Raw genomic sequence first — 25,182 nt, forward strand, 5'->3', positions numbered from 1 at the left:
TTCGTGTGACGATCGTAGGCCCGTGTGGACGGCTCGAATGCCAGGACGGTGGTAGTGTGCGCGCCTCTTTGATCCAAATCGCCGTGAACGAGGACGAAACGGTCGAAGCGCGTCGTCTGCGGGCGGCGGCTCTGGTACGGGAGCAGGCGGGCGCCGATCTCGTGGTGCTGCCGGAGCTGTGGACCACGGGTGCGTTCGCCTTCGAGGAGTTCGACGCGGCGGCCGAGCCGCTGCGCGGACCGACCTGCGAGGCGATGGCGAAGGCGGCGAGCGACGCGGGCGTGTGGCTGCACGCGGGGTCGGTGCCCGAGCGCGGCCCGGACGGACGGCTCTACAACACCTCTCTCGTCCTCTCCCCCGCCGGCGAACTGGCCGCCTCCTACCGCAAGATCCACCGCTTCGGCTTCGACAAGGGCGAGGCCGTGCTGATGGGCGCGGGGCGGGAGCCGGTGACGGTCCGGCTGCCGGACGCCACCACCCTCGGCGTGGCGACCTGCTACGACCTGCGCTTCCCCGAACTCTTCCGCTCCCTCGTCGATGCCGGTGCCGAGATCCTCGTCGTCCCGGCGGGCTGGCCGGAGCGCCGCCGGTCCCACTGGACGCTCCTGGCACAGGCGCGGGCCGTGGAGAACCAGGCGTTCGTCCTCGCCTGCGGAACGGCCGGGACGCACGCCGGAGTTCCGCAGGCCGGTCACTCGATCGTGGTGGACCCCTGGGGCGAGGTGCTCGCGGAGGCCGGCGCCGACGAGGAGGTCCTCACGGTGGAGTTCGACCCGGCGAAGGTGGCGCGGACCCGGGAGCAGTTCCCGGCCCTGAAGGACCGGGTGCTGGGTCTGGAGCCGCCGCGCGACTGAACGCGCTGTGTGAGGTTCCGTCACGCCACGTGTTTGGTGCCCGGTCGCGCCGCCCAGAATTCCGGTATGGCTCGCACCAGTACCTCCGCCGTCCGCCGTGTCCGGGTGGAACCCGCCGGCGCCCACTTCGCGTCGGCGTTCGCGATGCCGCTCGCCGGACTGCCGCGCCGGACGGCCGAGGAGTGGGCCCGGGGCACCTTCGAGGACACTCCGGCGCTGCTGCGCGTCCTGCTCCGGGCGGGCTGGGCGGGCGTGCTGGGGCTGCGCCTGGGACCGAGGACCTCTGCGCGGCACGTGATCGGATGGCGCACGGTGGAGTCCCGGCCGGGCCGGATCGCCGTGGCGGCCCGCTCCCCGTCGCTGGCCGTCCGCAACGTGGTGACCGTCGACGACGCGCGGCTGGTCTGGGCGACGTACGTGACCTTCGAGGGCCGGGCCGGCCGGGTGCTCTGGTCGCTGGCCGCGCCGGTGCACCACCTGGTCGTGCCGCTGCTCCTCGGCCGCGCCGTCCGCCGCACGGCGTGAGGCGCCGCCGGGCCGCCGTTCCTCAGTCGTCCTCGCGCTCCTTCTCCGCCAGGTGGATCACGCACACCGTCAGGGCGATCAGCAGCGCCGGGTCCGCGTCGTCCCGGACGACGTCCAGGCCGTAGGTGTCCCGCAGGGTGAGCCAGCGCCGGGAGACGACGGCCAGCAGTTCGCCGTCGTACTCGATGGCGAACTCCCGGTCGAGGATCTTGCCGCTGACGTCCAGTTCGGTGCCGTCGGCCAGAGTGACCCGGTAGTGGTTGCGGAGCAGGGACAGACGTTTGCGCTTGATGCGCGCCAGGGGCTCGCCGGCCCGTTCGATCACCATCGTGTCGCGCAGGGCGAACATCTTCTGGTGGATGTCGATGAGCACGTGACCCTGGGCGTCCTTCAGCTCCCAGGTGTCCCGCAGCCGCATCGCCTTGCCGTCGACGAGGAAGACCTTGTTGCCGCGGTCGTCCTCGATCCAGTAGTCGTCACCGATGCCGAGGAGCCGGTCGTACACGAGGAATCTCATGCTCTGACCGCTTCCCCGCCGGCCGTCCCGGGACGCGGCCGGTAGGCCGACAGGCTGAGTGGGGGGGGGGTACGCGCGGCCGGCTCAGGCGCCGTAGCCGTTGTGGTAGCCGTCCTGCGTGTGAGGGGGCCGTTCCTCGACGACCGGGGTCGACGGCGGCATGACGACGCGGCGGCGCCGGGCGATGCTGCTGAACGTCGCGACACCGATCAGGCCGACGACCATGAAGATCACTCCGACCAGGTCGAGGTTGACGCCCTGCATGTCCCAGTCGGTCGCGAACGTGAGGATGGCTCCCACGGCGATGAGGATGATGCACCCGCCGAGGCCCATGAGTGTTGCCTCCCTGTCAGAGCCGGTCGGTTCCGGGATTCCGGTCGATCCGGTTCCGTGCGGGTACCCCGCGCCTCAACCCTCATGCCGTGGGGCGGTGTTCCGCGCTCCGGTCTACCGCTGGAGGAACGCCACCAGCGCGTTGGCCAGCAGGTGCGGGTCATCGGCGCCGCACAACTCCCGGGCGCTGTGCATCGACAGGATGGCCACGCCGATGTCCACGGTGCTGATGCCGTGCCGGGCCGCGGTGATGGGGCCGATGGTCGTGCCGCACGGCATGGCGTTGTTGGAGACGAAGGTCTGGAAGGGGACGTCCGCCTTCTCGCAGGCGGCGGCGAACACCGCGCGGCCCGAACCGTCCGTGGCGTAGCGGTTGTTGACGTTGACCTTGAGGATGGGGCCGCCGTTGACGCGCGGGTGGTGCGTCGGGTCGTGCCGTTCCGCGTAGTTGGGGTGGACGGCGTGGCCCGTGTCGGAGGAGAGGCAGACAGTGCCGGCGAAGGCGCGCGCCCGGTCCTCGTAGGAGCCGCCGCGCGCGAACACCGAGCGTTCCAGCACCGTGCCGAGGAGCGGTCCGTCGGCGCCGGTGTCCGACTGGGAGCCGGTCTCCTCGTGGTCGAAGGCGGCGAGCACGGGGATGTACGGGAGGTCGCCGCCCGAGGACGCGACCGCGGCCAGCGCGGCCGTCCCGGCGTGCACGGACAGCAGGTTGTCCATCCGCGGGCCCGCCACCAGCTCCCGGTCGCGGCCCAGGTACGCCGGGGGCTCCACGGAGTGCGTCATCAGGTCCCAGCCGGTGACCTCGCCGCGGGCGAGCCCCGCCTCCTCCTCCAGGAAGGCGATCAGGTCGCCGTCGCGCACGGTGTCGCCCAGGCCCCAGACGGGCTGGAGGTGGCGCTGCTTGTCGAGCTTGAGGCCCTCGGTGGAGACGTTGCGGTCCATGTGGATGGCGAGCTGCGGGACGCGCAGCAGCGGGCGGTCCACGTTCACCAGGCGCGTCGAGCCGTCGCGCAGCGAGAGGCGGCCGGCCAGGCCCAGGTCGCGGTCCAGCCAGGAGTTCATCAGCGGGCCGCCGTAGATCTCCACGGCGACCTGGCGCCAGCCGTGCGCCCCGGTGTCCGGGCGGGGCTTGACGCGCAGGTTGGGGGAGTCGGTGTGGGCGCCGACGATGCGGAAGGGGGTGTGCGCCGCGGCGCCCTCCGGGACGTACCAGGCGACGATCGCACCGCCGCGCAGCACGTACTTGCCGCCGCTCGTCGCCTCCCAGGCGTCGGTCTCCGCGACCTGGCGGAAGCCGGCCTTCTCCAGCCGCTCGGCGGCACTCGCCACGGCGTGGTACGGGGTCGGGCTCGCCGACAGGAAGGTCATCAGGTCGTCGGTGTGGCCGCGGTCGAAGCGGGAGGGTGCGCTCATGGGGTTCACCTTAACGACGTACGAGGGCCCGCTTCCCGTCTGGCGGGAGCGGGCCCTCGTGGGGGTCTGCGGAACCGGGCCGCGGTGCGGGGCCCGCCCTAGAACGCGGCCTCGTCCAGCTCCATCAGGTCCAGCTCGACGCCCTGGGCGACCTTGCGGGCCAGGGTGAGGCCGGGCAGGACGTTCGCGGCGAAGAACTTCGCGGCGGCGATCTTGCCGGTGTAGAAGGCCTTGTCCTTGGCGGACGCGGTGGGCAGCTTCTCGGCGGCGACGGCGGCGCCCTTGAGGAGCAGGTAGCCGACGATCACGTCGCCGGAGGCGAGCAGCAGGCGGGTGGTGTTGAGGCCCACCTTGTAGATGTTCTTGACGTCCTGCTCGGTGGCCGCGAGGTCGGTCAGCATCAGGCCGACGATGGCCTCCAGCTCGACGGCCGCCTTGGCCAGGTGCTCACGGGCGCCGGACAGCTCCTCGCCGCCGGTGGCGAGCGCCAGGAACTTCTTGATGTCCTCGGCGAGCGAGTTCAGCGCGGCGCCCTGGTTGCGGACGATCTTCCGGAAGAAGTAGTCCTGGCCCTGGATCGCCGTGGTGCCCTCGTACAGGGTGTCGATCTTGGCGTCGCGGATGTACTGCTCGATCGGGTACTCCTGGAGGAACCCGGAGCCGCCGAAGGTCTGGAGCGACTGGGCGAGCTGCTCGTAGGCCTTCTCCGAGCCGTAGCCCTTGACGATCGGCAGGAGCAGGTCGTTGAGGGCGTGCTCGGTCGAGGCGTCCTCGCCGTTCGCCTCCTTGAGCTGGATCTCGTCCTGCACCGAGGCGGTGTACATGACGAGGGCGCGCATGCCCTCGGCGTACGCCTTCTGCGTCATCAGGGAGCGGCGCACGTCCGGGTGGTGCGTGATGGTGACCTTGGGGGCCGACTTGTCCATGAAGTTGGCCAGGTCGGGGCCCTGGACGCGCTCCTTGGCGTACTCCAGGGCGTTGAGGTAGCCCGTGGAGAGGGTGGAGATCGCCTTCGTGCCGACCATCATGCGGGCGAACTCGATGATCCGGAACATCTGGCGGATGCCGTCGTGCTTGTCGCCGATCAGCCAGCCCTTGGCGGGGTGGCGGTCGCCGAAGGTCATCTCGCAGGTGTTGGAGGCCTTCAGGCCCATCTTGTGCTCGACGTTGGTGGCGTAGACGCCGTTGCGCTCGCCCAGCTCGCCGGTCTCGAAGTCGAACTCGTACTTCGGGACGAGGAAGAGGGACAGGCCCTTGGTGCCGGGTCCGGCGCCCTCGGGGCGGGCGAGGACGTAGTGGAGGATGTTCTCCGACATGTCGTGCTCGCCGGACGTGATGAAGCGCTTCACGCCCTCGATGTGCCAGGAGCCGTCCTCCTGCTGCACGGCCCTGGTGCGGCCGGCGCCGACGTCCGAACCGGCGTCCGGCTCGGTGAGGACCATGGTGGAGCCCCACTGCTTCTCGACGGCGATCGAGGCGATGTGCTTCTGGACCTCGTTGCCCTCCTCGAAGAGGATGCCGGCGAACGCCGGGCCGGAGGAGTACATCCACACGGCCGGGTTGGCGCCGAGGATCAGCTCCGCGTAGGCCCAGATCAGGGAGCGCGGCGAGGTGGTGCCGCCGATCTCCTCGGGCAGGCCGAGCCGCCAGTACTCGGAGTCCATGAAGGCCTGGTAGCTCTTCTTGAAGGACGCCGGGACCGGCGCGGTGCTGGTCTGCGGGTCGAAGACCGGCGGGTTGCGGTCGGCGTCGGCGAAGGACTCGGCCAGCTCGTTCTCGGAGAGGCGGGTCAGCTCCTCCAGCACGCTCTTGGCGGTGTCCGTGTCCATCTCCGCGAACGGGCCGCTGCCGTAGACCTTGTCGCGGCCGAGCACCTCGAAGAGGTTGAACTCGATGTCCCGGAGATTCGGCTTGTAGTGCCCCATGGCGACGGCTCCGTTGAGAGATCGGCGAGGCACTCGCTCCTCGCATCCGTACACGTACCAACTAGTAGCTCCGATGATGCTACCCGTCGGTAATAAGAAGCAACCCCGAGCCGCCCATCTGTGACTCGTTACTCGTTACTCTGTGCTGCATGTACGGCTACGACCAGACCGCGGGCCAACAGCAGCAGCAGTACGCCCCGCCGCAGCAGCCGATGGGCGGCGGATACGGGCAGCAGCCGCCGCTGTACCCCGAGCCGTCCCCGCCCTCGCTCGCGGACGCGGTGCGCGCCTTCACCACCGGCCAGATGTCCGCCGAGGACTTCCAGCAGATCTTCGCGACCTCGAAGGTCTACTGCCCCCGCGGCGACAACCCCGGCTTCCTCGCGCTGCACAACACCCAGCAGCCGGTGATCCCGATGTTCACCGGGCTGAAGGAGCTGCGCCGGTACGCGGGCAAGGAGTCGAAGTACTTCGTGATCACCGGCGCGGAGGTGATCGACCTGCTGCCGACCGGCTACGGCTTCGTCCTGGACATGGAGGGCGAGCACCGGATGGTGTTCGACGCGAAAGCCGTCGAACAGATGGTCGATTTCGCCATGCGCCGCATGTACGGCTAGAGAGCACCGGCGAAGAGATGTCCGTGAGCCCGGAGGGAATGCCCTCCGGGCTTTCGTGGTTCCAGGTGACAAGAAGTTCAATGCTCAACTAAAGTGGGGCGCACGCCGCCCGAGGAGGCCGACATGCCCGCCGTGACCGTCGAGAACCCGTTGACGCTGCCCCGCGTATCCGCGACCGCCGACGCGGTCGCCCGTCCCGTGCTCACCGTCACGACCGCGCCCAGCGGTTTCGAGGGCGAGGGCTTCCCGGTGCGCCGCGCGTTCGCCGGGATCAACTACCGCCATCTCGACCCGTTCATCATGATGGACCAGATGGGTGAGGTGGAGTACGCGCCCGGCGAGCCCAAGGGCACGCCCTGGCACCCGCACCGCGGCTTCGAGACCGTCACCTACATCGTCGACGGGATCTTCGACCACCAGGACTCCAACGGTGGCGGCGGCACCATCACCAACGGCGACACCCAGTGGATGACGGCCGGCTCGGGCCTGCTGCACATCGAGGCGCCGCCGGAGCAGCTGGTGATGTCGGGCGGTCTCTTCCACGGACTCCAGCTGTGGGTGAACCTGCCGGCCAAGGACAAGATGATGGCCCCCCGCTACCAGGACATCCGCAGCGGCAGCGTCCAGCTGCTCACCTCCCCCGACGGCGGCGCGCTGCTGCGCGTCATCGCCGGTGAGCTGGACGGGCACGAGGGCCCCGGCGTCACGCACACGCCGATCACGATGGTCCACGCGACGCTGGCGCCGGGCGCCGAGGTCACCCTGCCCTGGCGGGAGGACTTCAACGGTCTGGCGTACGTCATGGCCGGGCGCGGGTCCGTGGGCGCCGAGCGGCGTCCGGTCCACCTCGGGCAGACCGCCGTCTTCGGCGCCGGGGGCTCGCTGACCGTCCGCGCGGACGAGAAGCAGGACGCGCACACCCCCGACCTGGAGGTCGTGCTGCTCGGCGGCCGGCCGATCCGGGAGCCGATGGCCCACTACGGCCCGTTCGTGATGAACACCAAGGACGAGCTGATGCAGGCCTTCGAGGACTTCCAGAAGGGCCGCCTCGGCACCGTCCCGGCCGTGCACGGCATGTCCGGCGAGGGCCCCGGGGCCTGACAGCGCGTCACCCGGGCGGGCCGTCCGCACAGGACAGCCCGCCCGGCGCGTGATCGGGTGAAGGCGTGCAGCTGCTCCCCGGTCCGGTTCGACGGTTCGCCGCCTGGTGCGCCGTCATCCTGCTCGCCAGCGGTGTCGGCTACGTCGCGATCCGGCTCTGCGTCGAGTTCCGCACCGCGGTGACGCCGGCGCTGCTCGCGCTGCTCGGCACCGCCCTGCTCCGGCCGCTGCACGCGCGGCTGGTGCGGGCCCATGTGCAGCGGTCGCTGGCCGCCGGGCTGACCTGCGTGGCCGTGCTGGCCGTGGTCGGCGGGGCCGTGTACATCGTGGTCTCCGCGCTCGTCGAGACCGGCGACCAGATCGTCGCCTCGCTGCGGAACGCGGCCAAGGGCGTCGCCGACCACTTCGGCGCCGCCGGGACCTCGCTGGACGACGTGGCCTCCAACGCGCGCGAGCTGCTGGGCAAGTTCGGCGGTACGGCCGCCTCGGGCGTGGTGACCGGGATCAGCGTCGTCGGCGAGATGCTGGCCATGGCCGTGCTCGCCCTGCTGCTCGTCTTCTTCTTCCTGCGCGACTCCGACCAGGCCGTCGGCACCGTGCGCGCCCTCGCCCCGTCCGGCGCCGCCGACACGGTCGAGGCCATGGCCCGGCGGGCCTTCGGGGCCGTCGAGGGCTTCATGCGGGGCACGACCCTGATCGCCCTCATCGACGCGGTCTGCATCACCGTCGGGCTGCTCGTGCTGCGCGTTCCCGGCGCGGTCGGGCTCGGGGCGCTGGTCTTCGTCGGCGCCTACATCCCCTACCTCGGCGCGTTCATCTCCGGTGCCGTCGCCGTGCTGGTGGCGCTGGCCGACCGGGGGTTCGTCATCGCGCTGTGGGCCCTCGGCGTGGTGCTGGCCGTGCAGGTGCTGGAGGGACACGTGCTCCAGCCGATGATCCAGAGCCGGACGGTGCAGATGCACCCGGCCGTCGTGCTGCTGGCGCTCACCGCCGGGGCGTCGGTGGCGGGCATCCTGGGGATGCTCCTCGCCGTGCCCCTGACCGCGGCGGCGTTCGGGGTCGTGCACGAGCTCCAGGGGCGTTACGGGGCCTCGGACGCCACCACCGCCTTCTCCGGGCCCGCCGCGGGGCCGGAGCCCTCGTCCGGGTCGGGGGACTCGTAGAGCTCGTACCAGATGCTCTTGCCCTCGCCGCGCGGGGCGACGCCCCAGGCGTCCGCGAGCAGTTCGACCAGCATCAGGCCGCGTCCGGAGGACGCCATCTCCCCCGGCCTGCGCTTGTGCGGCAGGTCGTCGCCGTTGTCGGTGACCTCCACCCGGATCCGCCGCTCGCCCGGCTCCCCGGCGACCTCGGCGACGAGCAGCGCGTCGGTGTCGGTGTGGACCAGGACGTTCGTCAGCATCTCGGAGAGCAGCAGGACCGCCGCGTCCCGCTGCTCCTCGACCGGCCAGTCGTGCAGCAGGTCGCGCAGGTGCTCCCGGGCGGTGGCGATCCGGGCGGGCTCGGACTGGGCGACCGACAGCATCGTGCGGCGCACCGGCGCCCGGGTCGCGGTGGATTCGCCGCAGCCGCAGCCCTCGCCCTGTCGGCACAGCAGCACCAGTGCGATGTCGTCCTCCCGGCGGTCGGCCAGCGGCCCGGTGGTGTGGTGCGAGGAGGGGCCGTGCACGGCCTGGACCAGCGCGTCGGCCAGCTCCTCCAGGCCGCCGGTGTGCTCCTCCAGGATCACCCGCAGCCGGTGCCAGCCGCTCTGCAGATCATGGCCGCCGGTCTCGACCAGGCCGTCCGTGCACAGCATCAGGGTGTCCCCGGGTTCCAGGGCGAGCCGTGTCGTCGGGTAGTCGGAGTCCGGGTCGATGCCCAGCGGCAGTCCGCCCGCCGTGGCGAGGATCAGTGCCGTCCCGTCCGCCATGCGCACCACCGGGTCCAGATGACCCGCGCGGGCGCTCTCCAGGGTGCCGGTGGCGGGGTCGACCTCGGCGTAGTAGCAGGTCGCGAAGCGCAGGTCGCCGGGGTCGTCCGCGGAGGTGGCGAGGCCGTGGAAGAAGTGGGAGGCGCGGGCCAGCACCGCGTCGGGGCGGTGCCCCTCGGAGGCGTAGGCCCGCAGGGCGATGCGCAGCTGGCCCATCAGTCCGGCCGCGCGCACGTCGTGCCCCTGGACGTCGCCGATCACCAGCGCGAAGCGGCCCCCGGGCAGCGGGATCATGTCGTACCAGTCGCCGCCGACCTGGAGGCCGCCGCCGGTGGGGACGTAGCGCGCGGCGACGTCCATGCCGGGGATCTCCGGGCCGAGCATGGGCAGCATCGAGCGTTGCAGCCCCTCGGTCAGCTCCCGCTGGTTCTCCGCGGCACCGGCCCGGGACAGCGCCTGGGCCAGCATCCGGGCCACCGTGGTCAGCACGGAACGCTCGTCCGGCGTGAACGCGACCGGATAGGCGAAGGCGGCCATCCAGGCGCCCATCGTGCGGCCCGCCACGGTCAGCGGCAGATAGGCCCAGGAGCGGCGGCCGAAGCGCTCGGCGAGCGACCAGGTCATGGGGTAGCGGGACCGGTACTGCTGCGGGGAGGAGAGGTAGACCGCGCGGCCGGTGCGCACCACCTCCGCCGCCGGGTAGGCGGTGTCCAGGGACATGTCCACGAAGGGGTTGGCCTCGTTCGCGGGCTGCCCGTGGTGGCCGATGACGGTGAGGCGGTCGCCCGAGACCCCGAACACCGCGAGGCCGTCCGGGGAGAAGCCCGGCATCGACAGCCCGGCCGCCACCCGCAGCACCTCCTCGGTGGACCGCGCCTCGGCCAGCGCCCGTCCCGCGTCCAGCAGGAACGCCTCCCGCGAGCGGCGCCACTCCCCGGTGACCGCGCTGCGCCCGGCGGGCGTGCCCGGCCGCGGTTCGGCGACCTCCTGAAGGGTGCCGATCAGGTCGTACGCCTTGCGGACGGGGTCGAAGGACGGCTTGGAGCGGCTGCGTACGACCCGGACGACCTGGCCGTGCTCGTCCATGATCCGGATCCGGACCTCGGCGAGGGTGCCCTCCACGACGGCGAGCTGGACCACGCCGGTGATCTCGTTCCAGTCCACCGGGTGCAGCCGGGCCCTCACCTGCGCCTCCGTGAGGCATGCCCGTTCCGCGGGCAGCCCGAGCAGGCGGGCGGCCTCCGCGTCCACCGCGACCTCACCCGTGGCGGTGTCCCAGTGCCACAGTCCGGTCGCGAGGGCGGCAAGGACGTCCCCCACCTCGGGCAGGGGCTCACCAGTGCGCATTGCCCCACTTTAAGAAGAGGTGATCGGACGCTGCCACCGCTCGCCGGGGCGCCGGAGGGGGCCGGGAGGGGGCCGGGAGGGGGTCGGGAGCGGGCTCGTCGCGCGTCAATGCGGAGGAAGGCAGGCGTCGCTGCCCGGTACGCTGGGGTTGTTTCACGTGAAACGCGAAACACTTCCCCGATCCGCGAAGGCTGGATGAACGACGATGCATCGGTACAGGTCCCACACCTGCGGCGAGCTCCGCTCCTCTGACGTCGGCACCGACGTCCGACTGAGTGGCTGGCTGCACAATCGGCGCGACCTGGGCGGCATCCTCTTCATCGATCTGCGCGATCACCACGGCATCACGCAGCTCGTCGCCCGTCCGGGCACCGAGGCGTACGAGGCGCTGGACAAGCTGACCAAGGAATCGACCGTTCGGGTCGACGGCCGGGTCGTCTCCCGCGGCGCCGAGAACATCAACCCCGACCTGCCCACCGGCGAGGTCGAGGTCGAGGTGGGCGAGGTCGAGCTGCTCGGCGCCGCCCAGCCGCTGCCCTTCACCATCAACACCGAGGACGGGGTCAACGAGGAGCGGCGCCTGGAGTACCGCTTCCTGGACCTGCGCCGCGAGCGCATGCACCGCAACATCATGCTGCGTACGTCGGTCATCTCCTCGATCCGCAGCAAGATGGTGGCCCTGGGCTTCAACGAGATGGCGACGCCCATCCTCACCGCCACCTCCCCCGAGGGCGCCCGCGACTTCGTGGTCCCCTCCCGCCTGCACGCGGGCCGCTTCTACGCCCTCCCGCAGGCGCCGCAGCAGTTCAAGCAGCTGCTGATGATCTCGGGCTTCGACCGGTACTTCCAGATCGCGCCCTGCTTCCGTGACGAGGACGCCCGCGCCGACCGTTCGCCGGGCGAGTTCTACCAGCTCGACGTCGAGATGAGCTTCGTCGAGCAGGAGGACGTCTTCCGCCCGATCGAGCAGCTCATGACCGAGCTGTTCGAGGAGTTCGGCAACGGCCGCCATGTGACCTCGCCGTTCCCGCGGATCCCGTTCCGCGAGGCGATGCTGAAGTACGGCTCCGACAAGCCCGACCTGCGCGCCCAGCTGGAGCTGGTCGACATCACCGACGTCTTCGAGGGCTCGGAGTTCAAGGCCTTCGCCGGCAAGCACGTGCGTGCGCTGCCCGTCCCGGACGTCTCGGCGCAGCCCCGCAAGTTCTTCGACCAGCTCGGCGACTACGCCGTCTCGCAGGGCGCCAAGGGCCTGGCCTGGGTCCGCGTCGGCGAGGACGGCAAGCTGTCCGGCCCGATCGCGAAGTTCCTCACCGAGGAGAACGTCGCGGAGCTGACCAAGCGGCTCTCCCTGGCCCCCGGCCACGCGGTGTTCTTCGGCGCGGGCGAGTTCGACGAGGTCTCGAAGATCATGGGCGCGGTGCGGGTCGAGGCCGCCCGGCGCGCCGGGCACTTCGAGGAGAACGTCTTCCGGTTCTGCTGGATCGTCGACTTCCCGATGTACGAGAAGGACGAGGAGACGGGGAAGATCGACTTCTCCCACAACCCCTTCTCGATGCCGCAGGGCGGCATGGACGCCCTGGAGAACCAGGACCCGCTGGACGTTCTGGCCTGGCAGTACGACATCGTCTGCAACGGCGTCGAGCTGTCCTCCGGCGCCATCCGGAACCACGAGCCGGAGATCATGCTCAAGGCCTTCGAGATCGCGGGCTACGACGCGGAGACCGTCGAGCGCGAGTTCGCCGGCATGCTGCGCGCCCTGCGCTTCGGCGCCCCGCCGCACGGTGGCATCGCCCCGGGCGTCGACCGCATCGTCATGCTGCTGGCCGACGAGCCCAACATCCGCGAGACCATCGCCTTCCCGCTCAACGGCAACGCCCAGGACCTGATGATGGGCGCCCCGACCGAGCTGGACGAGACCCGCCTGCGCGAGCTGCACCTGACGGTCCGCAAGCCGCAGCCGAAGTAGTCCGCCGACGGCACGCACAGGGGCCCGGCACCGGATCGCTCTCCGGTGCCGGGCCCTTCGCCGTCGTCACACCTGGCCCTGGCCTTCCTCCTGGTAGAGCGGCAGGTTCTGGGTCGAGACGGTCCAGTCGGCGATGGTGACGTCCTCGCCGTAGACGAAGTCCTTGCGGGTGGCGTAGCGGGGGCCGTCGGGGGTGGTGTGGATATCGGTGAGGACGGCGCCCTCGCCCGTGCGCGGGTCGAAGATCGCGTAGACAGGGACGCCCATGAGGGGGTAGTCGCGCGTCTTGGTCACCCAGTCGTTGTCCGGGTTGGAGCGGGAGACGATCTCGACGGCGGCGATGAGCGTTCGAGGGTCGAAGGCCCCTTCTCCCTCCATGTCCGCCTCGGCGATCACCATGATGTCGGGGCGGCGCATGATGCCTTCCGGCACCATCTCGACATCCGGCCCGCCCGTGTGCGCCACGATCTCCTCGGGCATGACCCTCTCCAGGCGTTTCCGGAGCCGGAGCGCGGTGAGTTCGTGCGGCCGCACGGGCGACATCATGTCGAGGACGATTCCTTCTTTGGTGATCTCGAACTTGCCGGGGAGGGTGCCGTCCGTGGACTCCACGAAGTCGCGCATGGCCCGGTAGAGGTGGGAAGCGCCCTGCTGCGCGTTGTCGGGTGCGATGGTCATGGCGCTCGCTCCTCGTCGTGTGTGCCCACGGGCTCGGGCAAGGATCGTCGAGTTCATGCTAGGCGTCCTCCGGGTGAGGGTGTCGGTGATCGGTTCGGCAGTCGCGGCAGCGCCCGGGATTCGCACTCCGGAAGGCACGGTCGCAGCCGTCGCAGGTCTGGAGGGGGTGGCGGGACTCGGGAGCGGGTGAGGGCGCGGGCCGGAACGGCGGTGGAGGCGGGAGCTGGGCAGCCAGGCGGTGGGCGAGGAGGGCGGCCGGGCGGATCAGGGGTTCGTCCGGCAGGTTCGCGGTCAGGGCGTGGCGTACGGCGGTGGGGGTGACCTCGCGCTCCAGCCAGGCGGCGACGCCGGGTGCGAGGTGTTCGGCGTCGGTGGCGGACAGGAGCAGACGGGGGTCGTGGCGGCGCAGGCCGGTGAGGACGTCGACGGCTGACTGGAGCAGGGCGGGGGCGGTGCACGACGGCTGGGGGACGGCGGGGAGGCGCTTGCGTGGCGCGGGCTCGTCGGGGGCCGTGCGCCGCCGGGAGGGCCTGCGGGGGCCCTTCTCTCGGTCGGTGGTGCGGTGACCGGGCCGGTTGCGGGAGACCGTGCGGGTGACGATCCGGCCGGTGGCGGTCCGCTCGCGGCTGCGGATCAGGTAGCCATGCGATTCCAGATCGTTCAGGGCGGCGGCGATGCGGGTGGGGCCCTCCGGGAAGCGGGCGGCGAGCGTCTTGATGTCGACGGCGGTGCCCGGCCGGACGGACTGGATGTAGCAGGCCAGTCCGATCGCGAGCAGGGACAGCTCCCGGTGCTGGGCCAGGTCGTTGCCGATCACCGTGAAGTTCTCGGTGTGGCGGACGTGGTCGTGGGTGACGCCGGCGAACGGCCTTCCCTCGGGCCCGTCGGGGTGGTTTTTGCGCGCGATGCGGGACTGGGCGGGCAGGGGCGCGCTAGGGTTTTCGGTGTCCATCGGGAAGCCCTACTTCCTCGGTGGTCAGGCCCTCGCATTGGGATGCCAGTCCCGGCGGGGGCCGTCGCATGTCTGGGGTTGTCGAGTGCTGCTGGCGCTGAGCGTAGGGCACGCAACCGGGCGCATATCCAACCCACTTGGGCATATTCACTCGGGGGAGTGACCCTGCCTGCCGGGAGGGAGGGGTGGGGTTGGGTGGGGTGTTTTTCTCTCCGGTGAGTGGTTCATAGGGGGCGCAGGTGCGACCGGAACCCGTCCCGTCGGGTCGCGGTGGTTGTCCGGTGGTGTCCGGGCTGTCCGGGCGGTGCGCATGGGTAGGGCGTGGCTGGTACGACGCGGTACGACGGAGGGGTGCGCATGTCGGTGGACGGTGAGGTTCGACAGCTCAGGACCGAGGCTGACGAGCCGGGGTGGGAGGTGGACCCGGACGACGAGTGGGGCGTGGCGGTGGTCGCCACGGTGGGGCGGCAGCTGAAGCTGCGCCGGGAGGCCGTGGGGATGCGGGCCGGTGAGTTCGGCCAGGCCGTGGGATACGGCGAGGACCTCGTCTACAAGATCGAGGGCGGGAAGCGGATTCCCCGGCCCGAATACCTGGCTGGGGGCGGGTGGGCTGCTCGCCGCGATGAAGGAGGACGTGGCCAAGGTCCGGTATCCGAAGAAGGTTCGGGACCTGGCACAGATGGAGGCGCGGGCGGTCGAGATCGGTGTCTACGTGTGCCACAGCATCAGTGGCCTCTTGCAGACACCTGAACATGCCAGGGCAGCCTTCGAGTCACGGCAACCTCCGTACTCGGATGGGGAAGTCGAGCGGATGGTCGCCGCTCGGATGGCCAGGCAGTCGATCTTCGATCGGGACCCTGCCGCTGCAATCGGCTTCGTCCTGGAAGAGGCACCGCTCCGACGCCCTCTCGGAGGCACAATGGTGTGGCGACAGCAGCTCGAACGTCTGTTGGAGGTGGGGCGGATGCGTAACGTCGTCCTTCAAGTGATGCCGCTGCACCGTGAGACCCACCCCGGACTGGACGGCAAGATCGAGCTGCTGAAGTTCGAGGACGGAACGGCCGTGGGACGCTCCGATGGCGCATTCAACGGGCGGCCGATCCACGACCCCAGGCATCTCCGCATCCTTGAGCTGCGCTATGGCGCCATCCGGGCGCAGGCCCTCCCGCCTGGGGAGTCGCTGGCCTTCATCGAACAACTGCTGGGAGAAACATGATCCGCAAGGCCTCCGCCGGGGATGCCTCCGAACTGGCTTGGTTCAAGAGCAGCTACAGCGACGGCAACGAAGGCGACTCCTGCGTCGAGGTGGCGAACAGCCCCGGCACTGTCCACGTCCGCGACTCCAAGTACCGGGACGCGAGCCCACGCCTCGCGTTGGCGGCGGAGGCGTGGGCGGGATTCGTGGCGTACGCGTCCGGGAGCTGACGACCGGGTGCGCGCCTAGCGCGCCACGAACTGGGTCAGGATGGCCTGGACCTCGTAGATGTCGACGCCCTTGGTGAAGGTCTTCTGGATGGGCGCCTGGGAGCCGGACAGCCAGATCTTCAACTCGGCGTCCAGGTCGAAGTGGCCGGCCGTCTCCACCGCGAAGTGCGTGATGCTGCGGTACGGGATCGAGTGGTACTCGGTCTTCTTGCCCGTGATGCCCTGCTTGTCGACCAGGATCAGACGGCGGTCGGTGAACAGGATGGTGTCGCGTATCAGCAGGTAGGCGGCGTGCACCTGCTCGCCCTGGCCGAGCAGACGCGCGTACTCCTGCTGCGCCTGGCCCGGGTCGATACTGTGCGCGTTGCCGAACAGTGCCATGGATGTCCCCCCACGTGAGCTGGTTCTTCCTTCGATCTTCGCAAACGCGGAGGGCCCGGGAGAAGCGTCCGCCTCTCCCGGGCCCCCGCTGTAGCGAGCGCGTTACGCGGTCGGCTTCTCCTCGAGACGCGGGAAGAGCACCGCGCCCTTGGTGACCGTGGCACCGGCGGGCAGCCGGCCCCAGTCCGCCGCGTGCTGGACCTGCTGGTCCGCGAGGGCGCCCAGGGCGGGCTCGGCGCCGAGGAAGTCCCACAGCTTCTGGGAGGTGTCCGGCATGATCGGGTTGAGGAGGACCGCCACCGCGCGGAGGGACTCCGCGGCCGTGTAGAGGATCGTCGCGAGACGGGCCTTGCCCTCCGGGCTGTCGTCCTTCGCGACCTTCCAGGGCTCCTGCTCGGTGATGTAGCCGTTGACCTGCTTGACGAAGTCGAACACCGCCAGGATGCCGCCCTGGAAGTCCAGCTCCTCGCCGATCTTCCGGTCGGCCTCCGTGACCGCCTTGGTCAGACCGTCGTGGATCGCCTTCTCCGCGTCACCGTCGGCCGTCGCGGCCGGCAGCTCGCCGCCGAAGTACTTGGTGACCATCGCCGCCACGCGGGAGGCGAGGTTGCCGTAGTCGTTGGCCAGCTCGCTGGTGTAGCGGGCGGAGAAGTCCTCCCAGGAGAAGCTGCCGTCCTGGCCGAACGCGATCGCGCGCAGGAAGTACCAGCGGTACGCGTCCACGCCGAAGTGCGTGGTCAGGTCCTGCGGCTTGATGCCGGTCAGGTTGGACTTCGACATCTTCTCGCCGCCGACCATCAGCCAGCCGTTCGCGGCGATCTTCCCGGGCAGGGGCAGGCCCTGGGCCATCAGCATGGCCGGCCAGATGATCGCGTGGAAGCGGAGGATGTCCTTGCCGACCAGGTGCACGTCGGCCGGGAACGTCGACTCGAACTTCTCGGGGTTCTCGTTGTAGCCGACCGCCGTGGCGTAGTTCAGCAGGGCGTCGACCCACACGTAGATGACGTGCTTGTCGTCCCAGGGGACCGGCACACCCCAGTCGAAGGTCGAGCGCGAGATGGAGAGGTCCTGGAGGCCCTGGCGGACGAAATTCACGACCTCGTTGCGCGCGGACTCGGGCTGGATGAAGCCCGGGTTGGCCTCGTAGTGCGCGAGCAGCTTCTCGCTGTACTCGCTGAGCTTGAAGAAGTAGTTCTCCTCGCTGAGGATCTCCACCGGCTTCTTGTGGATCGGGCACAGCTTCTGCCCCGCGTACTCGCCCTCGCCGTCGAGCAGCTCGCCGGGGAGCTTGTACTCCTCGCAGCCCACGCAGTACGGGCCCTCGTAGCCGCCCTTGTAGATCTCGCCCTTGTCGTACAGGTCCTGCACGAACTCCTGGACGCGGTCGGTGTGCCGCTTCTGCGTGGTGCGGATGAAGTCGTCGTTCGCGATGTCGAGGTGCTCCCACAGGGGCTTCCAGGACTCCGTGACGAGCTTGTCGGCCCAGGCCTGCGGGGTGACCCCGTTCGCCTCGGCCGTGCGCATGATCTTCTGACCGTGCTCGTCCGTGCCGGTGAGGTACCACACCTTCTCGCCGCGCTGGCGGTGCCAGCGGGTGAGCACGTCGCCTGCGACGGTCGTATAGGCGTGGCCCAGGTGAGGAGCGTCGTTGACGTAGTAGATGGGGGTCGAGACGTAGTACGCCTTCGCCCCCTGCTTCTCGGTTCCAGTGGCCGCCATGGGCGAAATCCTACTGGGCCCGTGGAGATCGGCTCACACGCGTTTCGGGGGGTGGACGCGGGGGTTCCCCTTCGTCCACCCCCCGAGGGGTCGTGCGTGCGGCCGCTGTGCCCGGCTACGGGCGCCAGGTGGCCAGTACGCCCTCGTAGAGCTCCTGGTCGGTCAGCTCCTTGGGGGTCTCGCCGGCCAGGAAGTGCGACGCGTTGCCCGTCTTGAGCTTGCGGAGGTAGTCGAACGCCTTGTTCTCCGGGTCACCGAAGGCGACGAAGGAGAAGTGGACGTTCGGGTGGTCCGCGGCCGCCTTGGTGAGCGCCTGGGTGGCGGGGGTCTTGGCGTCGGGGGCGCCGTCGGTCTGGAAGACCACCAGGACGGGGGTGCCGGGGGCGTCGTTCTCGGTGTGGTGGGCGAGGACGGCCTCGACGGCGGCGTGGTAGCTGGTGCGGCCCATGCGGCCGAGCGCTGCGTGCAGCTCGTCGATCTTGTCCTCGTGGTCGGTGAGGGTGAGGTCGCCGGTGCCGTCCACTTCTGTGGAGAAGAAGGTGACGTGGACCGTCGCCTCGGGGTCGAGGTGTGCCGCGAGGGCGAGGGTCTGCTCGGCGAGGGCCTGCGCGGAGCCGTCCTTGTAGTACGGGCGCATGGAGGCGGAGCGGTCCAGGACGAGGTGGATCTTGGCGCGGGTGCCGGTGAGGTGGTGCTTCTTCAGGGCGGTGCCGGCTGCCTTGTAGGCGGTGGTGAGGGCGGGGGCGCGGGAGCGGAGCGTTGCGGGGGTTGTGGCCGGCTTTGTCGCCTCGGCTTCGCCTTCGGCGTCCGTGTTCCCACCCGCACCACCCGTGCTGGTCTCGTTGTCGGGTGCGGGTGGCCCCTGTGGGGCGTCCTCGCCGTCGGCGGCTGCCGGTTCCGGGGTGGCCTTCGGCTCCGCCTCGGCCTGCTGCTCAGGTTCCGGCTCCGGAGCAGCCTCGATCTCGGGAGCCGCCTCGGGCTTCGCCTCCTGCTCAGGCTCCGCCTCTGCCTCTGCCTCGGGCTTCGCCTTCGGCTCGGGGGCGGGCTCCGCCTCCTGCTCGGGCTCCGCCTCCGCCTCTGCCTCGGGCTTTGCCTCCTGCTCGGGGGCTGCCTCCGTCTTCGGCTCGGGGGCTGCCTCGGGCTTGGGGGGCGTCGTTACTTCCGGGGTCGGCTTCGGTTCCGGGGTCGGAGGGGTGTCCGAGGGAGGGTCCGTTGGCTTGGGGACCGTGATGTTGGCGAAGGCGGCCTTGACGAGGTCGTGCTCGTCGGGGGTGGGTTCCGAGCGGGGCTCGGGGATCTGGGAGGACTCCGGCTGGTCCGGGGTCCCGGCCGGCTCCGGGGGTGCGGTGGGCTGGGACGGGAGCTTCGGCTCCGGCTCGGTGACCGGCGGTGCCGTCTCCTGCGTCGCACCCTCCGCCTGGGCGGCCTGTTCTTTGCGTGACCGGCCGAACGCGTTCCGCAGGAGAGTGAGAATGCCCATGTGCGCAACCCTTCGAGTGAGTTGGTGCCGTCAATCCCTGGCCAGGACGGACACGTAAGGTTAGCGGTCCCGGCTTGTGATCTTGTGCAGGGTCTGACATGCGGGCGGCGACGCGTCAAGGCGGGATCGAGACGCAGCCGCAATTCCCTCACGGATTCCGCGGGTTCACCCTCCGTTCACCGCGACGCCCGGTCCCCGCACGTATGTGCACCTACGGTCGCGCTGACACCAGGGCATACAGGGATTCTCAAGGGGAGAACACAGTGCGCAAACTCCTGCCGTTGATCGGGACGCCGTCCGGTTCGCATCCTGGCGGCCGGTCCGCGATGACCTGCCGTTTCCGGTGTGGTGACGCCTGCTTCCACGAGGTGCCGAACACCAGCTCCAACGAGTACGTCGGCGATGTCATCGCCGGTGCGCTCAGCCGCCGTTCCATGATGCGCGCCGCCGCCGTCGTGACCGTCGCCGCGGCGGGCGCCGGGGCCGTCGGCGTGGCGGGGGCACCGTCGGCGCAGGCCGCGCCCGCGGCCGGAAAGGGACACGGTAAGCCGTCGCGGACGCAGGGCGCGCGGGGGCTGCGGTTCACGCCCGTCGCGCCCAACACCGACGACGCCGTGACCGTACCGGAGGGGTACCGGCAGGACGTCGTCATCCGTTGGGGTGAACCCATTCTGCGCGGGGCGCCCGCCTTCGACGCCGAGAAGCAGACGGCCGCGGCGCAGGCCGGGCAGTTCGGGTACAACAACGACTTCCTCGCGCTGCTGCCGCTGCGGGGCGAGCACGACCGCCAGCTCCTCGTCGCGAACCACGAGTACACCGACGAGGTGCTCATGTTCCGCGGCTACGACCCCGAGAACCCGACCCGCGAGCAGGTCGAGATCGCCTGGGCCGCGCACGGGCTGTCCGTCGTCGCCGTGGAGGAGGAAAGGAGGAGCGGGCGGCTCACGGCCGTGTCGCGGCATCGGCTCAACCGTCGGGTCACCGCGACCACCGAGTTCCGGCTGACCGGCCCGGCCGCCGGGTCCGACCTGGTGAAGACCTCCGCCGACCGCTCCGGCCGCAAGGTGCTCGGCACCCTCAACAACTGCTCCGGCGGCACCACCCCGTGGGGCACGACGCTGCACGGCGAGGAGAACTTCAACCAGTACTTCGCCAACGCCTCCAGCGCCACCGACAAGCGGTACGGGATCGGGACCGGTGCCACCGAGCGGAAGTGGGAGCGGTTCGACAAGCGGTTCGACGTGGCCCGGGAGCCGAACGAGGTGCACCGCTTCGGGTACGTCGTCGAACTCGACCCGTACGACCCGGAGTCCACGCCGCGCAAGCACACGCTGCTCGGCCGGTTCAAGCACGAGGCCGCGACCGTGCGGCTGACGCACGACGGGCGGCCGGTCGTCTACACCGGCGACGACGAGCGGTTCGACTACTTCTACAAGTTCGTCGGCAGCAAGCGGATGCGGCACGGCACCTCCCGCTGGGCGCGCGAGCACAACCTCTCGCTGCTCGACGAGGGCACCCTGTACGTCGCCAGGCTCCATGGTGACTCCCCGGCGATCGAGATCGACGGGACGGGCACGCTGCCGCGCGACGGCGAGTTCGACGGCGGTGGCGAGTGGATTCCGCTGGTGACCGCCACGGAGCGCGGTGCCGTCTCGCACGTCGAGGGGATGAGCGCCGAGGAGGTGTGCGTCTTCACGCGGCTCGCCGGGGACAAGGTCGGGGCCACGAAGATGGACCGGCCCGAGGACATCGAGCCGTCGCCGACCACCGGCAAGGTGTACGTCGCCCTCACCAACAACACCAACCGGGGCAAGGCCGGTTACGCGGGCCCCGACGAGGCCAACCCGCGCAACTCCAACAAGCACGGCCACGTCCTGGAGCTGACCGAGCGCTGGAACCGGGCCGACGCCACCAGCTTCGGGTGGTCGCTGTTCCTGGTCGCCGGTGACCCGGAGGACCCGGCGACCTACTTCGCGGGTTTCCCGAAGGACCGGGTCAGCGCGATCTCCTGCCCCGACAACGTCGCCTTCGACGACCACGGCAACCTGTGGATCTCCACCGACGGCAACGCCCTCGGCACCCACGACGGGCTCTTCGGCGTGGCGACCAAGGGTGACCGGCGCGGTGAGCTGAAGCAGTTCCTGACCGTGCCGACCGGCGCGGAGACCTGCGGTCCGCTCGTCCAGGACCGGCGGGTGCTGGTCGCCGTGCAGCACCCGGGCGAGGTCGACGGCGCCTCCGTCGAGCAGCCGGCCAGCACCTGGCCCGACGGGCCCGGGAAGATCGTGCGCCCGGCGGTCGTGGCGGTGTGGCGCGCGGACGGCCGCGACATCGGCGTCTGAGCGTCCGCGCTACGTCTGCGCCTGGAACTCCCGGACGACCTCGATGCGGCCCACGATGCGCCAAGCGGTTTCAGAGCCGGGTGCGGGTGGGCCGGGGCGGGGCGGGCTCGCCGGGGGGCTCCGCGGGGGGCCGGTGGCGCGGCGGGCGCCCGTAGCGGCCCGTGAGCCAGGAGGCCAGGGCGACCGTGAGGCCGAGGGCGACGAGGAGCCAGGAGGCGGTGCGCAGGGTCTGGGTGAGGGCGTCGTAGACGGCGCCCGCGGCGGGGCCGTCCACCGGGCCGGGGAGTTCCGCCACGGTGAGCCGGCGGCCGACCAGTACGGCGAGGGCGAGCAGGGCGCCGCCGAGGGCGGTGCCGATCCCGGCGGCCGTGACGGCGCGGCGGCGGCAGGCGGCGACCGCGATGCCGGCGACCGCGAAGACGACGGCCGCCAGCGGCAGCCAGAAGGCGGCGACGTCGAGCACGCGGTAGCCCTTCCTGAGCCGGTCCGCCTCGTGGGCCGGGAGCACGGTGACCGCGGTGTGCCGGACCGGGATGCGCCGGGCGAAGGGCACGTGGTCCTCGGCGAGCCGGTCCCGCACGCGTTCGGTGACCGGGGCCAGGTCGACGGTGACCGCGCGTCCGGCGGCGCCGTCGTCGCGCAGGGCGCGCAGCACGGCGGCGTGGACGGTGCGGTTGGCCGCGTCCCAGCCCTCGTGGAAGGCCTCGGTGCGGGTGAACGACCGGGCCGCGTCCCGCACGAAGAGTCGCACGGTGCCGCTCACGGGGCCGGCCGTGGCCTCGTCGACGAAGCCCGCGAAGCCGGCGCCCAGCCGGTCGGCGGCCGCGTCCCGTACGTCCGGGTCGTCGGCGAGCGGGGCCATGGCCGCGACGTACCGGCCCGTGTCGGCCGGCCCGTGCATGGCCCAGGCCGCCAGCGTGGCGCACGGTGCGAGCAGGCCGGCGAGGACGATCAGGACGCCCGACAGGGCGTCCCGGAGGCGGGGGGTCACCCTCCCAGGCAAACCCCCGTGCCCCCGCCGGGCGACCGGCGTGACTGCATATGGCCCCCGGGGACGATCCGGTCAGGTGGTGCGGCTGAGGGTGCCGTGTCTGGCCGCCCGCGCGTCCTCGGCGTCCTGGTGGGTGGCGTAGCGGTAGTAGAGCCCGGCGGTCACCGCGGCCGCGAGCAGCAGGGACACCAGGACGCAGGTGAACATGGCGACGCCGCTGCCCGAGTACAGGAATCCCAGTGCGCTGCCCGCGAACGCCCCCCACAGCACCGCGTGGCCCTCGCGCGGCAGCCGGTCGGCCACTGCGCGGACCACGTACCACAGGAGGGCGAACGCGAGCACGGTCATGAAGCCGAACAGCAGGTTCCAGCCGGTGACGGGGCCGCCGTGGCGGCGGATGGACGCGGCCCAGTAGCCGTAGACCAGGCCGATCGCGAGGGGCATCGCCCACTTCGCCAGCAGGTGGGTCCGCTCGCCGAGGACGTCGGGCGTCGTGTGCCCGGACGCGCCCGTGCCCGGGCCGCCGGTGCGGGTGCCGGTGGGTGTTCCGCGTGTGGGTACCGCGTGAGCCATGAGAGCACTCCTCTCGCCTCGCCCCCTCTGTCCCCGTCTACCAGGGCACACCTGGGTCCGCCGGCCGGCAAGTCGGGATGCGGGCCGGTCGGGCGCGTGTTTCGCTGGGGCCCGTGAGGGGTCGTGTCCGCAGGCCGGTGCGCGCCCGGTGGCGGCCGCTCGGGCGGCTCGTGCACGCCGCCGGCCGGGCCGACGCCGTGTCCCGGCACGAGCTGCTCAGTGTGCGCGGCCGCACGGTGGCCTGGGTGTTCCCGCTGCTGCTGCTCATCGGCATCACCGTGGGTGACATCACCACGGGCGCCTTCGAGATCATCTCCTGGACCGTGCTGGTGCCGGGCGTCGCCGCCGCGATCTGCGGGGTGCGGGGCACGGCCGTCCTCGCCCTGCTCGCGATCGGCGTCTACGTCTGCGCCGACACCGTCTGGCAGCACCGTGACCAGACCGGGCTGCCCGGTCTGGTCCTGGTCGTCCTCGGCGGTGTCATCGCCGTGGTGGCCGCCGGGTTCCGGGTCGGCGGGGAGCGGCGCATGCTGCACATGCGGGACATCGCCGACACCACCCGCCGCACCGTGCTGCGTCCGCTCCCGGTGGGCTTCGGCGGCCTCGACCACGCCGCCGTGTACCTCTCCGCGGACAGCGAGGCCCGCGTCGGCGGTGACTTCTACGACATCCAGCCGGGTCCGCACGGCACCCGGGTCCTCGTCGGCGACGTGCAGGGCAAGGGTCTCGGCGCGGTGGAGACGGCCGCCGCGCTGCTCGGCACCTTCCGTGAGGCCGCCTACCACGAGGCGGACCTCGGGACGGTCGCCGAGCGCCTGGAGATCCGCATGGTGCGTCACCGCGGGCACACCGCCGCCCTGGGCCGGGCCGACGGCGACCGGTTCGCCACCGCCGTGCTGATCGGTTTCTCGCCGGGTCTGCCGGACGTCGTGGAGGCCGTCGTCTTCGGCCACGAGCCCCCGATGGCGGTCGGTCCCCGCGGGGTGCGCGTGCTGCCGGTCGTGGGCGGGCTGCCGCTGGGCATGGCCGAACTGGCGCCCACCGGCCGGTCCGGGACGCCGCCGGTGCACCGGCTGCGCCTGGCCCCGGACGAGACGCTGCTGCTGGTCACCGACGGGGTGACCGAGGCCCGCGACCCGGCCGGGGTCTTCTACCGGCCGGCCGACGACATCGCCCTCGCCCTCGCCGTCGACCCGCGCAGCGCCGTGCCCGCACGGCTGGTGTCCCTGGTACGGGACGGCACGCTGCGGCACTGCCGGGGCCGGGTGGCCGACGACACCACGGTCTTCGCGGTACGGCGGACACCGGCCGGTCCGGATCCGGCCGCCGACGGCTGAGTGCCCCGCTTTGCAGCCGCAGCGGTTACGGTGCTGCCGTACGTGATCGACAGGGGGAGGGGACATGCCCGGAACCGTGCTGCTGCTCGCGGCGTCGCCCGTGGGCCGTGGGTGCCTGGTGGACGCCGCCTCCGTGCTTCCCGTGCTCGCGGCGGTGCCGCCCGCCGTGCTCTCCGGCACGGACACGGCGAACGTCGTGGAACTCGCCGACCCGCTGGAGCCGCAGGCGGTCCTCACCCGGCTGCGGGCCGCGGCGGCGGCCCCCGGACCGCTCACGGTCTACGTCGCCGGGCAGCTCCAGCTGGACCGGCGCCAGCGCCTGCCGCACCTGGCGCTGGCCCGCACGACGCCGTCCACCGTCCGCTACACGGCACTGCCCTGGCACTGGATCCGCGAGGAGCTGCGGCTGCGGCCGAGCGGCGCGACGACGCTGCTGCTCGACCTGCACGCCGACCAGGAGACCTGGCAGTGGCTGCGGACCAGTCCGCTGGACTCCGGGCGCAACAACGCCGTTTACGGGCGCATCGCGCCGCCGCCGGCACGGCGGACGGTGGCCGTCCCGTCGTACATGCGGGGCGTCGCGACGATCCTGCGCAGCGGGCACCGGCCGCCGCCGGACGAGCTGCACCAGCAGGCGCTGGTCCGGGCCGCGGCCGACACCGCGGGCAGCGGTGCGGACCTGGTGCTGACGGCGCCGGGACCGGTGGCGGGCGATCCGCACGCCGTCATCGCCACGGCCGTGCGGTCCGGGCGGCACGGTGACGCCGACGCGCTCGCCGCCCGGCACGAGC

The 25,182-nt window shown here is 71.4% G+C and carries 22 protein-coding genes and 1 pseudogene; 11 read left to right on the plus strand and 12 right to left on the minus strand.

Annotated elements, in window-relative coordinates; translation table 11 throughout:
• Nucleotides 1-56 precede the first annotated feature (56 nt).
• Together BZZ08_RS28610 and BZZ08_RS28615 are read left to right on the plus strand one after the other, a co-directional pair.
• A complete protein-coding gene (locus BZZ08_RS28610; RefSeq protein ID WP_104635105.1) occupies nt 57-854 on the plus strand; it encodes a carbon-nitrogen family hydrolase in 798 nt (265 codons plus the stop codon).
• Between the two features lie 66 nt (nt 855-920).
• A complete protein-coding gene (locus BZZ08_RS28615) occupies nt 921-1,379 on the plus strand; it encodes a DUF2867 domain-containing protein (protein ID WP_104635106.1) in 459 nt (152 codons plus the stop codon).
• A gap of 22 nt (nt 1,380-1,401) precedes the next feature.
• Here BZZ08_RS28615 and BZZ08_RS28620 read toward each other — a convergent pair whose 3' ends face one another.
• The 4 genes from BZZ08_RS28620 to BZZ08_RS28635 all read right to left on the minus strand — a co-directional run bounded on the left by BZZ08_RS28620 (nt 1,402) and on the right by BZZ08_RS28635 (nt 5,567).
• The gene (locus BZZ08_RS28620; protein ID WP_104635107.1) at nt 1,402-1,896 is read right to left on the minus strand and encodes an LURP-one-related/scramblase family protein; all 495 of its coding nucleotides are present in this window, start codon (nt 1,894-1,896) and stop codon (nt 1,402-1,404) included.
• A gap of 84 nt (nt 1,897-1,980) precedes the next feature.
• The gene (locus tag BZZ08_RS28625) at nt 1,981-2,229 is read right to left on the minus strand and encodes a DUF6458 family protein (protein WP_104635108.1); all 249 of its coding nucleotides are present in this window, start codon (nt 2,227-2,229) and stop codon (nt 1,981-1,983) included.
• A 114-nt stretch (nt 2,230-2,343) separates the two neighbouring features.
• Complete coding sequence (locus BZZ08_RS28630; protein WP_104635109.1) at nt 2,344-3,642, minus strand: M18 family aminopeptidase; 1,299 nt, start codon at nt 3,640-3,642, stop codon at nt 2,344-2,346.
• Between the two features lie 98 nt (nt 3,643-3,740).
• Nucleotides 3,741-5,567, minus strand: coding sequence for an acyl-CoA dehydrogenase (locus BZZ08_RS28635; RefSeq protein ID WP_104635110.1), 1,827 nt, complete (start codon nt 5,565-5,567; stop codon nt 3,741-3,743).
• Between the two features lie 149 nt (nt 5,568-5,716).
• Here BZZ08_RS28635 and BZZ08_RS28640 point away from each other — a divergent pair, with 149 nt between their 5' ends.
• From BZZ08_RS28640 to BZZ08_RS28650, 3 genes are all read left to right on the plus strand, one after another.
• Nucleotides 5,717-6,184: an SseB family protein gene (locus tag BZZ08_RS28640; RefSeq protein ID WP_030180614.1), complete on the plus strand. Its 468-nt coding sequence runs from the start codon at nt 5,717-5,719 to the stop codon at nt 6,182-6,184.
• Nucleotides 6,185-6,307: 123 nt separating this feature from the next.
• A complete protein-coding gene (locus tag BZZ08_RS28645) occupies nt 6,308-7,285 on the plus strand; it encodes a pirin family protein (RefSeq protein ID WP_104635111.1) in 978 nt (325 codons plus the stop codon).
• Nucleotides 7,286-7,350: 65 nt separating this feature from the next.
• Nucleotides 7,351-8,448, plus strand: coding sequence for an AI-2E family transporter (locus tag BZZ08_RS28650; protein WP_104635112.1), 1,098 nt, complete (start codon nt 7,351-7,353; stop codon nt 8,446-8,448).
• On the opposite strand, the gene BZZ08_RS28655 is transcribed toward BZZ08_RS28650, so the two are convergent.
• Complete coding sequence (locus BZZ08_RS28655; protein WP_104635113.1) at nt 8,367-10,544, minus strand: SpoIIE family protein phosphatase; 2,178 nt, start codon at nt 10,542-10,544, stop codon at nt 8,367-8,369. The genes BZZ08_RS28650 and BZZ08_RS28655 overlap by 82 nt on opposite strands.
• 205 nt (nt 10,545-10,749) lie before the next feature.
• On the opposite strand from BZZ08_RS28655, the gene aspS reads away from it, so the two are divergent.
• Nucleotides 10,750-12,513: an aspartate--tRNA ligase gene (gene aspS, locus BZZ08_RS28660; protein WP_104635114.1), complete on the plus strand. Its 1,764-nt coding sequence runs from the start codon at nt 10,750-10,752 to the stop codon at nt 12,511-12,513.
• 66 nt (nt 12,514-12,579) lie between these two features.
• On the opposite strand, the gene BZZ08_RS28665 is transcribed toward aspS, so the two are convergent.
• Together BZZ08_RS28665 and BZZ08_RS28670 are read right to left on the minus strand one after the other, a co-directional pair.
• Nucleotides 12,580-13,191, minus strand: a complete 612-nt coding sequence (locus BZZ08_RS28665) for a Uma2 family endonuclease (RefSeq protein ID WP_104635115.1) — start codon at nt 13,189-13,191, stop codon at nt 12,580-12,582.
• 58 nt (nt 13,192-13,249) lie between these two features.
• Entirely contained in the window at nt 13,250-14,143 is an 894-nt protein-coding gene (locus tag BZZ08_RS28670) for a helix-turn-helix domain-containing protein (protein WP_104635116.1), read from the minus strand.
• A 357-nt stretch (nt 14,144-14,500) separates the two neighbouring features.
• Between BZZ08_RS28670 and BZZ08_RS28675 the strand changes: the two are divergent.
• Both BZZ08_RS28675 and BZZ08_RS28680 read left to right on the plus strand, forming a co-directional pair.
• A pseudogene (locus tag BZZ08_RS28675) lies at nt 14,501-15,359 on the plus strand (helix-turn-helix domain-containing protein).
• The gene (locus BZZ08_RS28680) at nt 15,356-15,568 is read left to right on the plus strand and encodes a DUF397 domain-containing protein (RefSeq protein ID WP_104635117.1); all 213 of its coding nucleotides are present in this window, start codon (nt 15,356-15,358) and stop codon (nt 15,566-15,568) included. Before BZZ08_RS28675 ends, BZZ08_RS28680 begins: the two are co-directional and overlap by 4 nt.
• Before the next feature lie 15 nt (nt 15,569-15,583).
• Here the strand turns inward: BZZ08_RS28680 and BZZ08_RS28685 are convergent, their stop codons facing one another.
• From BZZ08_RS28685 to BZZ08_RS28695, 3 genes are all read right to left on the minus strand, one after another.
• A complete protein-coding gene (locus tag BZZ08_RS28685) occupies nt 15,584-15,949 on the minus strand; it encodes a PH domain-containing protein (protein WP_052836613.1) in 366 nt (121 codons plus the stop codon).
• Between the two features lie 102 nt (nt 15,950-16,051).
• Nucleotides 16,052-17,668: a methionine--tRNA ligase gene (gene metG / locus BZZ08_RS28690; protein WP_104635118.1), complete on the minus strand. Its 1,617-nt coding sequence runs from the start codon at nt 17,666-17,668 to the stop codon at nt 16,052-16,054.
• A 115-nt stretch (nt 17,669-17,783) separates the two neighbouring features.
• Nucleotides 17,784-19,148, minus strand: a complete 1,365-nt coding sequence (locus BZZ08_RS28695; RefSeq protein WP_104635119.1) for a VWA domain-containing protein — start codon at nt 19,146-19,148, stop codon at nt 17,784-17,786.
• Between the two features lie 263 nt (nt 19,149-19,411).
• On the opposite strand from BZZ08_RS28695, the gene BZZ08_RS28700 reads away from it, so the two are divergent.
• On the plus strand, nt 19,412-21,490 hold the full coding sequence (locus BZZ08_RS28700) for a PhoX family protein (RefSeq protein WP_104635120.1): 2,079 nt from the start codon (nt 19,412-19,414) through the stop codon (nt 21,488-21,490).
• 70 nt (nt 21,491-21,560) lie between these two features.
• Here BZZ08_RS28700 and BZZ08_RS28705 read toward each other — a convergent pair whose 3' ends face one another.
• Together BZZ08_RS28705 and BZZ08_RS28710 are read right to left on the minus strand one after the other, a co-directional pair.
• Nucleotides 21,561-22,481, minus strand: coding sequence for a hypothetical protein (locus BZZ08_RS28705; protein WP_104635121.1), 921 nt, complete (start codon nt 22,479-22,481; stop codon nt 21,561-21,563).
• Between the two features lie 72 nt (nt 22,482-22,553).
• Entirely contained in the window at nt 22,554-23,054 is a 501-nt protein-coding gene (locus BZZ08_RS28710; RefSeq protein WP_104635122.1) for a hypothetical protein, read from the minus strand.
• 77 nt (nt 23,055-23,131) lie between these two features.
• On the opposite strand from BZZ08_RS28710, the gene BZZ08_RS28715 reads away from it, so the two are divergent.
• Nucleotides 23,132-24,391 (plus strand): PP2C family protein-serine/threonine phosphatase, encoded by a 1,260-nt coding sequence (locus BZZ08_RS28715; RefSeq protein ID WP_104635123.1) that lies wholly within the window; start codon nt 23,132-23,134, stop codon nt 24,389-24,391.
• A 64-nt stretch (nt 24,392-24,455) separates the two neighbouring features.
• Nucleotides 24,456-25,182 (plus strand): hypothetical protein (locus BZZ08_RS28720; RefSeq protein WP_104635124.1); only part of this gene is annotated, 727 nt, incomplete at its 3' end.

Origin of the sequence: Streptomyces sp. MH60 (assembly GCF_002939385.1) — a bacterium.
Lineage (GTDB): Bacteria > Actinomycetota > Actinomycetes > Streptomycetales > Streptomycetaceae > Streptomyces.

Coding starts and splice junctions, on each gene's coding strand:
- BZZ08_RS28715 (WP_104635123.1), top strand. CDS start 23,132: ATGCGGGCCGGTCGGGCGCGTGTTTCGCTGGGGCCCGTGAGGGGTCGT.
- BZZ08_RS28615 (WP_104635106.1), top strand. CDS start 921: ATGGCTCGCACCAGTACCTCCGCCGTCCGCCGTGTCCGGGTGGAACCC.
- BZZ08_RS28710 (WP_104635122.1), bottom strand. CDS start 23,054: ATGGCTCACGCGGTACCCACACGCGGAACACCCACCGGCACCCGCACC.
- BZZ08_RS28670 (WP_104635116.1), bottom strand. CDS start 14,143: ATGGACACCGAAAACCCTAGCGCGCCCCTGCCCGCCCAGTCCCGCATC.
- BZZ08_RS28625 (WP_104635108.1), bottom strand. CDS start 2,229: ATGGGCCTCGGCGGGTGCATCATCCTCATCGCCGTGGGAGCCATCCTC.
- BZZ08_RS28680 (WP_104635117.1), top strand. CDS start 15,356: ATGATCCGCAAGGCCTCCGCCGGGGATGCCTCCGAACTGGCTTGGTTC.
- BZZ08_RS28655 (WP_104635113.1), bottom strand. CDS start 10,544: ATGCGCACTGGTGAGCCCCTGCCCGAGGTGGGGGACGTCCTTGCCGCC.
- BZZ08_RS28640 (WP_030180614.1), top strand. CDS start 5,717: ATGTACGGCTACGACCAGACCGCGGGCCAACAGCAGCAGCAGTACGCC.
- BZZ08_RS28645 (WP_104635111.1), top strand. CDS start 6,308: ATGCCCGCCGTGACCGTCGAGAACCCGTTGACGCTGCCCCGCGTATCC.
- BZZ08_RS28685 (WP_052836613.1), bottom strand. CDS start 15,949: ATGGCACTGTTCGGCAACGCGCACAGTATCGACCCGGGCCAGGCGCAG.
- BZZ08_RS28630 (WP_104635109.1), bottom strand. CDS start 3,642: ATGAGCGCACCCTCCCGCTTCGACCGCGGCCACACCGACGACCTGATG.
- BZZ08_RS28635 (WP_104635110.1), bottom strand. CDS start 5,567: ATGGGGCACTACAAGCCGAATCTCCGGGACATCGAGTTCAACCTCTTC.
- BZZ08_RS28620 (WP_104635107.1), bottom strand. CDS start 1,896: ATGAGATTCCTCGTGTACGACCGGCTCCTCGGCATCGGTGACGACTAC.
- aspS (WP_104635114.1), top strand. CDS start 10,750: ATGCATCGGTACAGGTCCCACACCTGCGGCGAGCTCCGCTCCTCTGAC.
- BZZ08_RS28695 (WP_104635119.1), bottom strand. CDS start 19,148: ATGGGCATTCTCACTCTCCTGCGGAACGCGTTCGGCCGGTCACGCAAA.
- metG (WP_104635118.1), bottom strand. CDS start 17,668: ATGGCGGCCACTGGAACCGAGAAGCAGGGGGCGAAGGCGTACTACGTC.
- BZZ08_RS28665 (WP_104635115.1), bottom strand. CDS start 13,191: ATGACCATCGCACCCGACAACGCGCAGCAGGGCGCTTCCCACCTCTAC.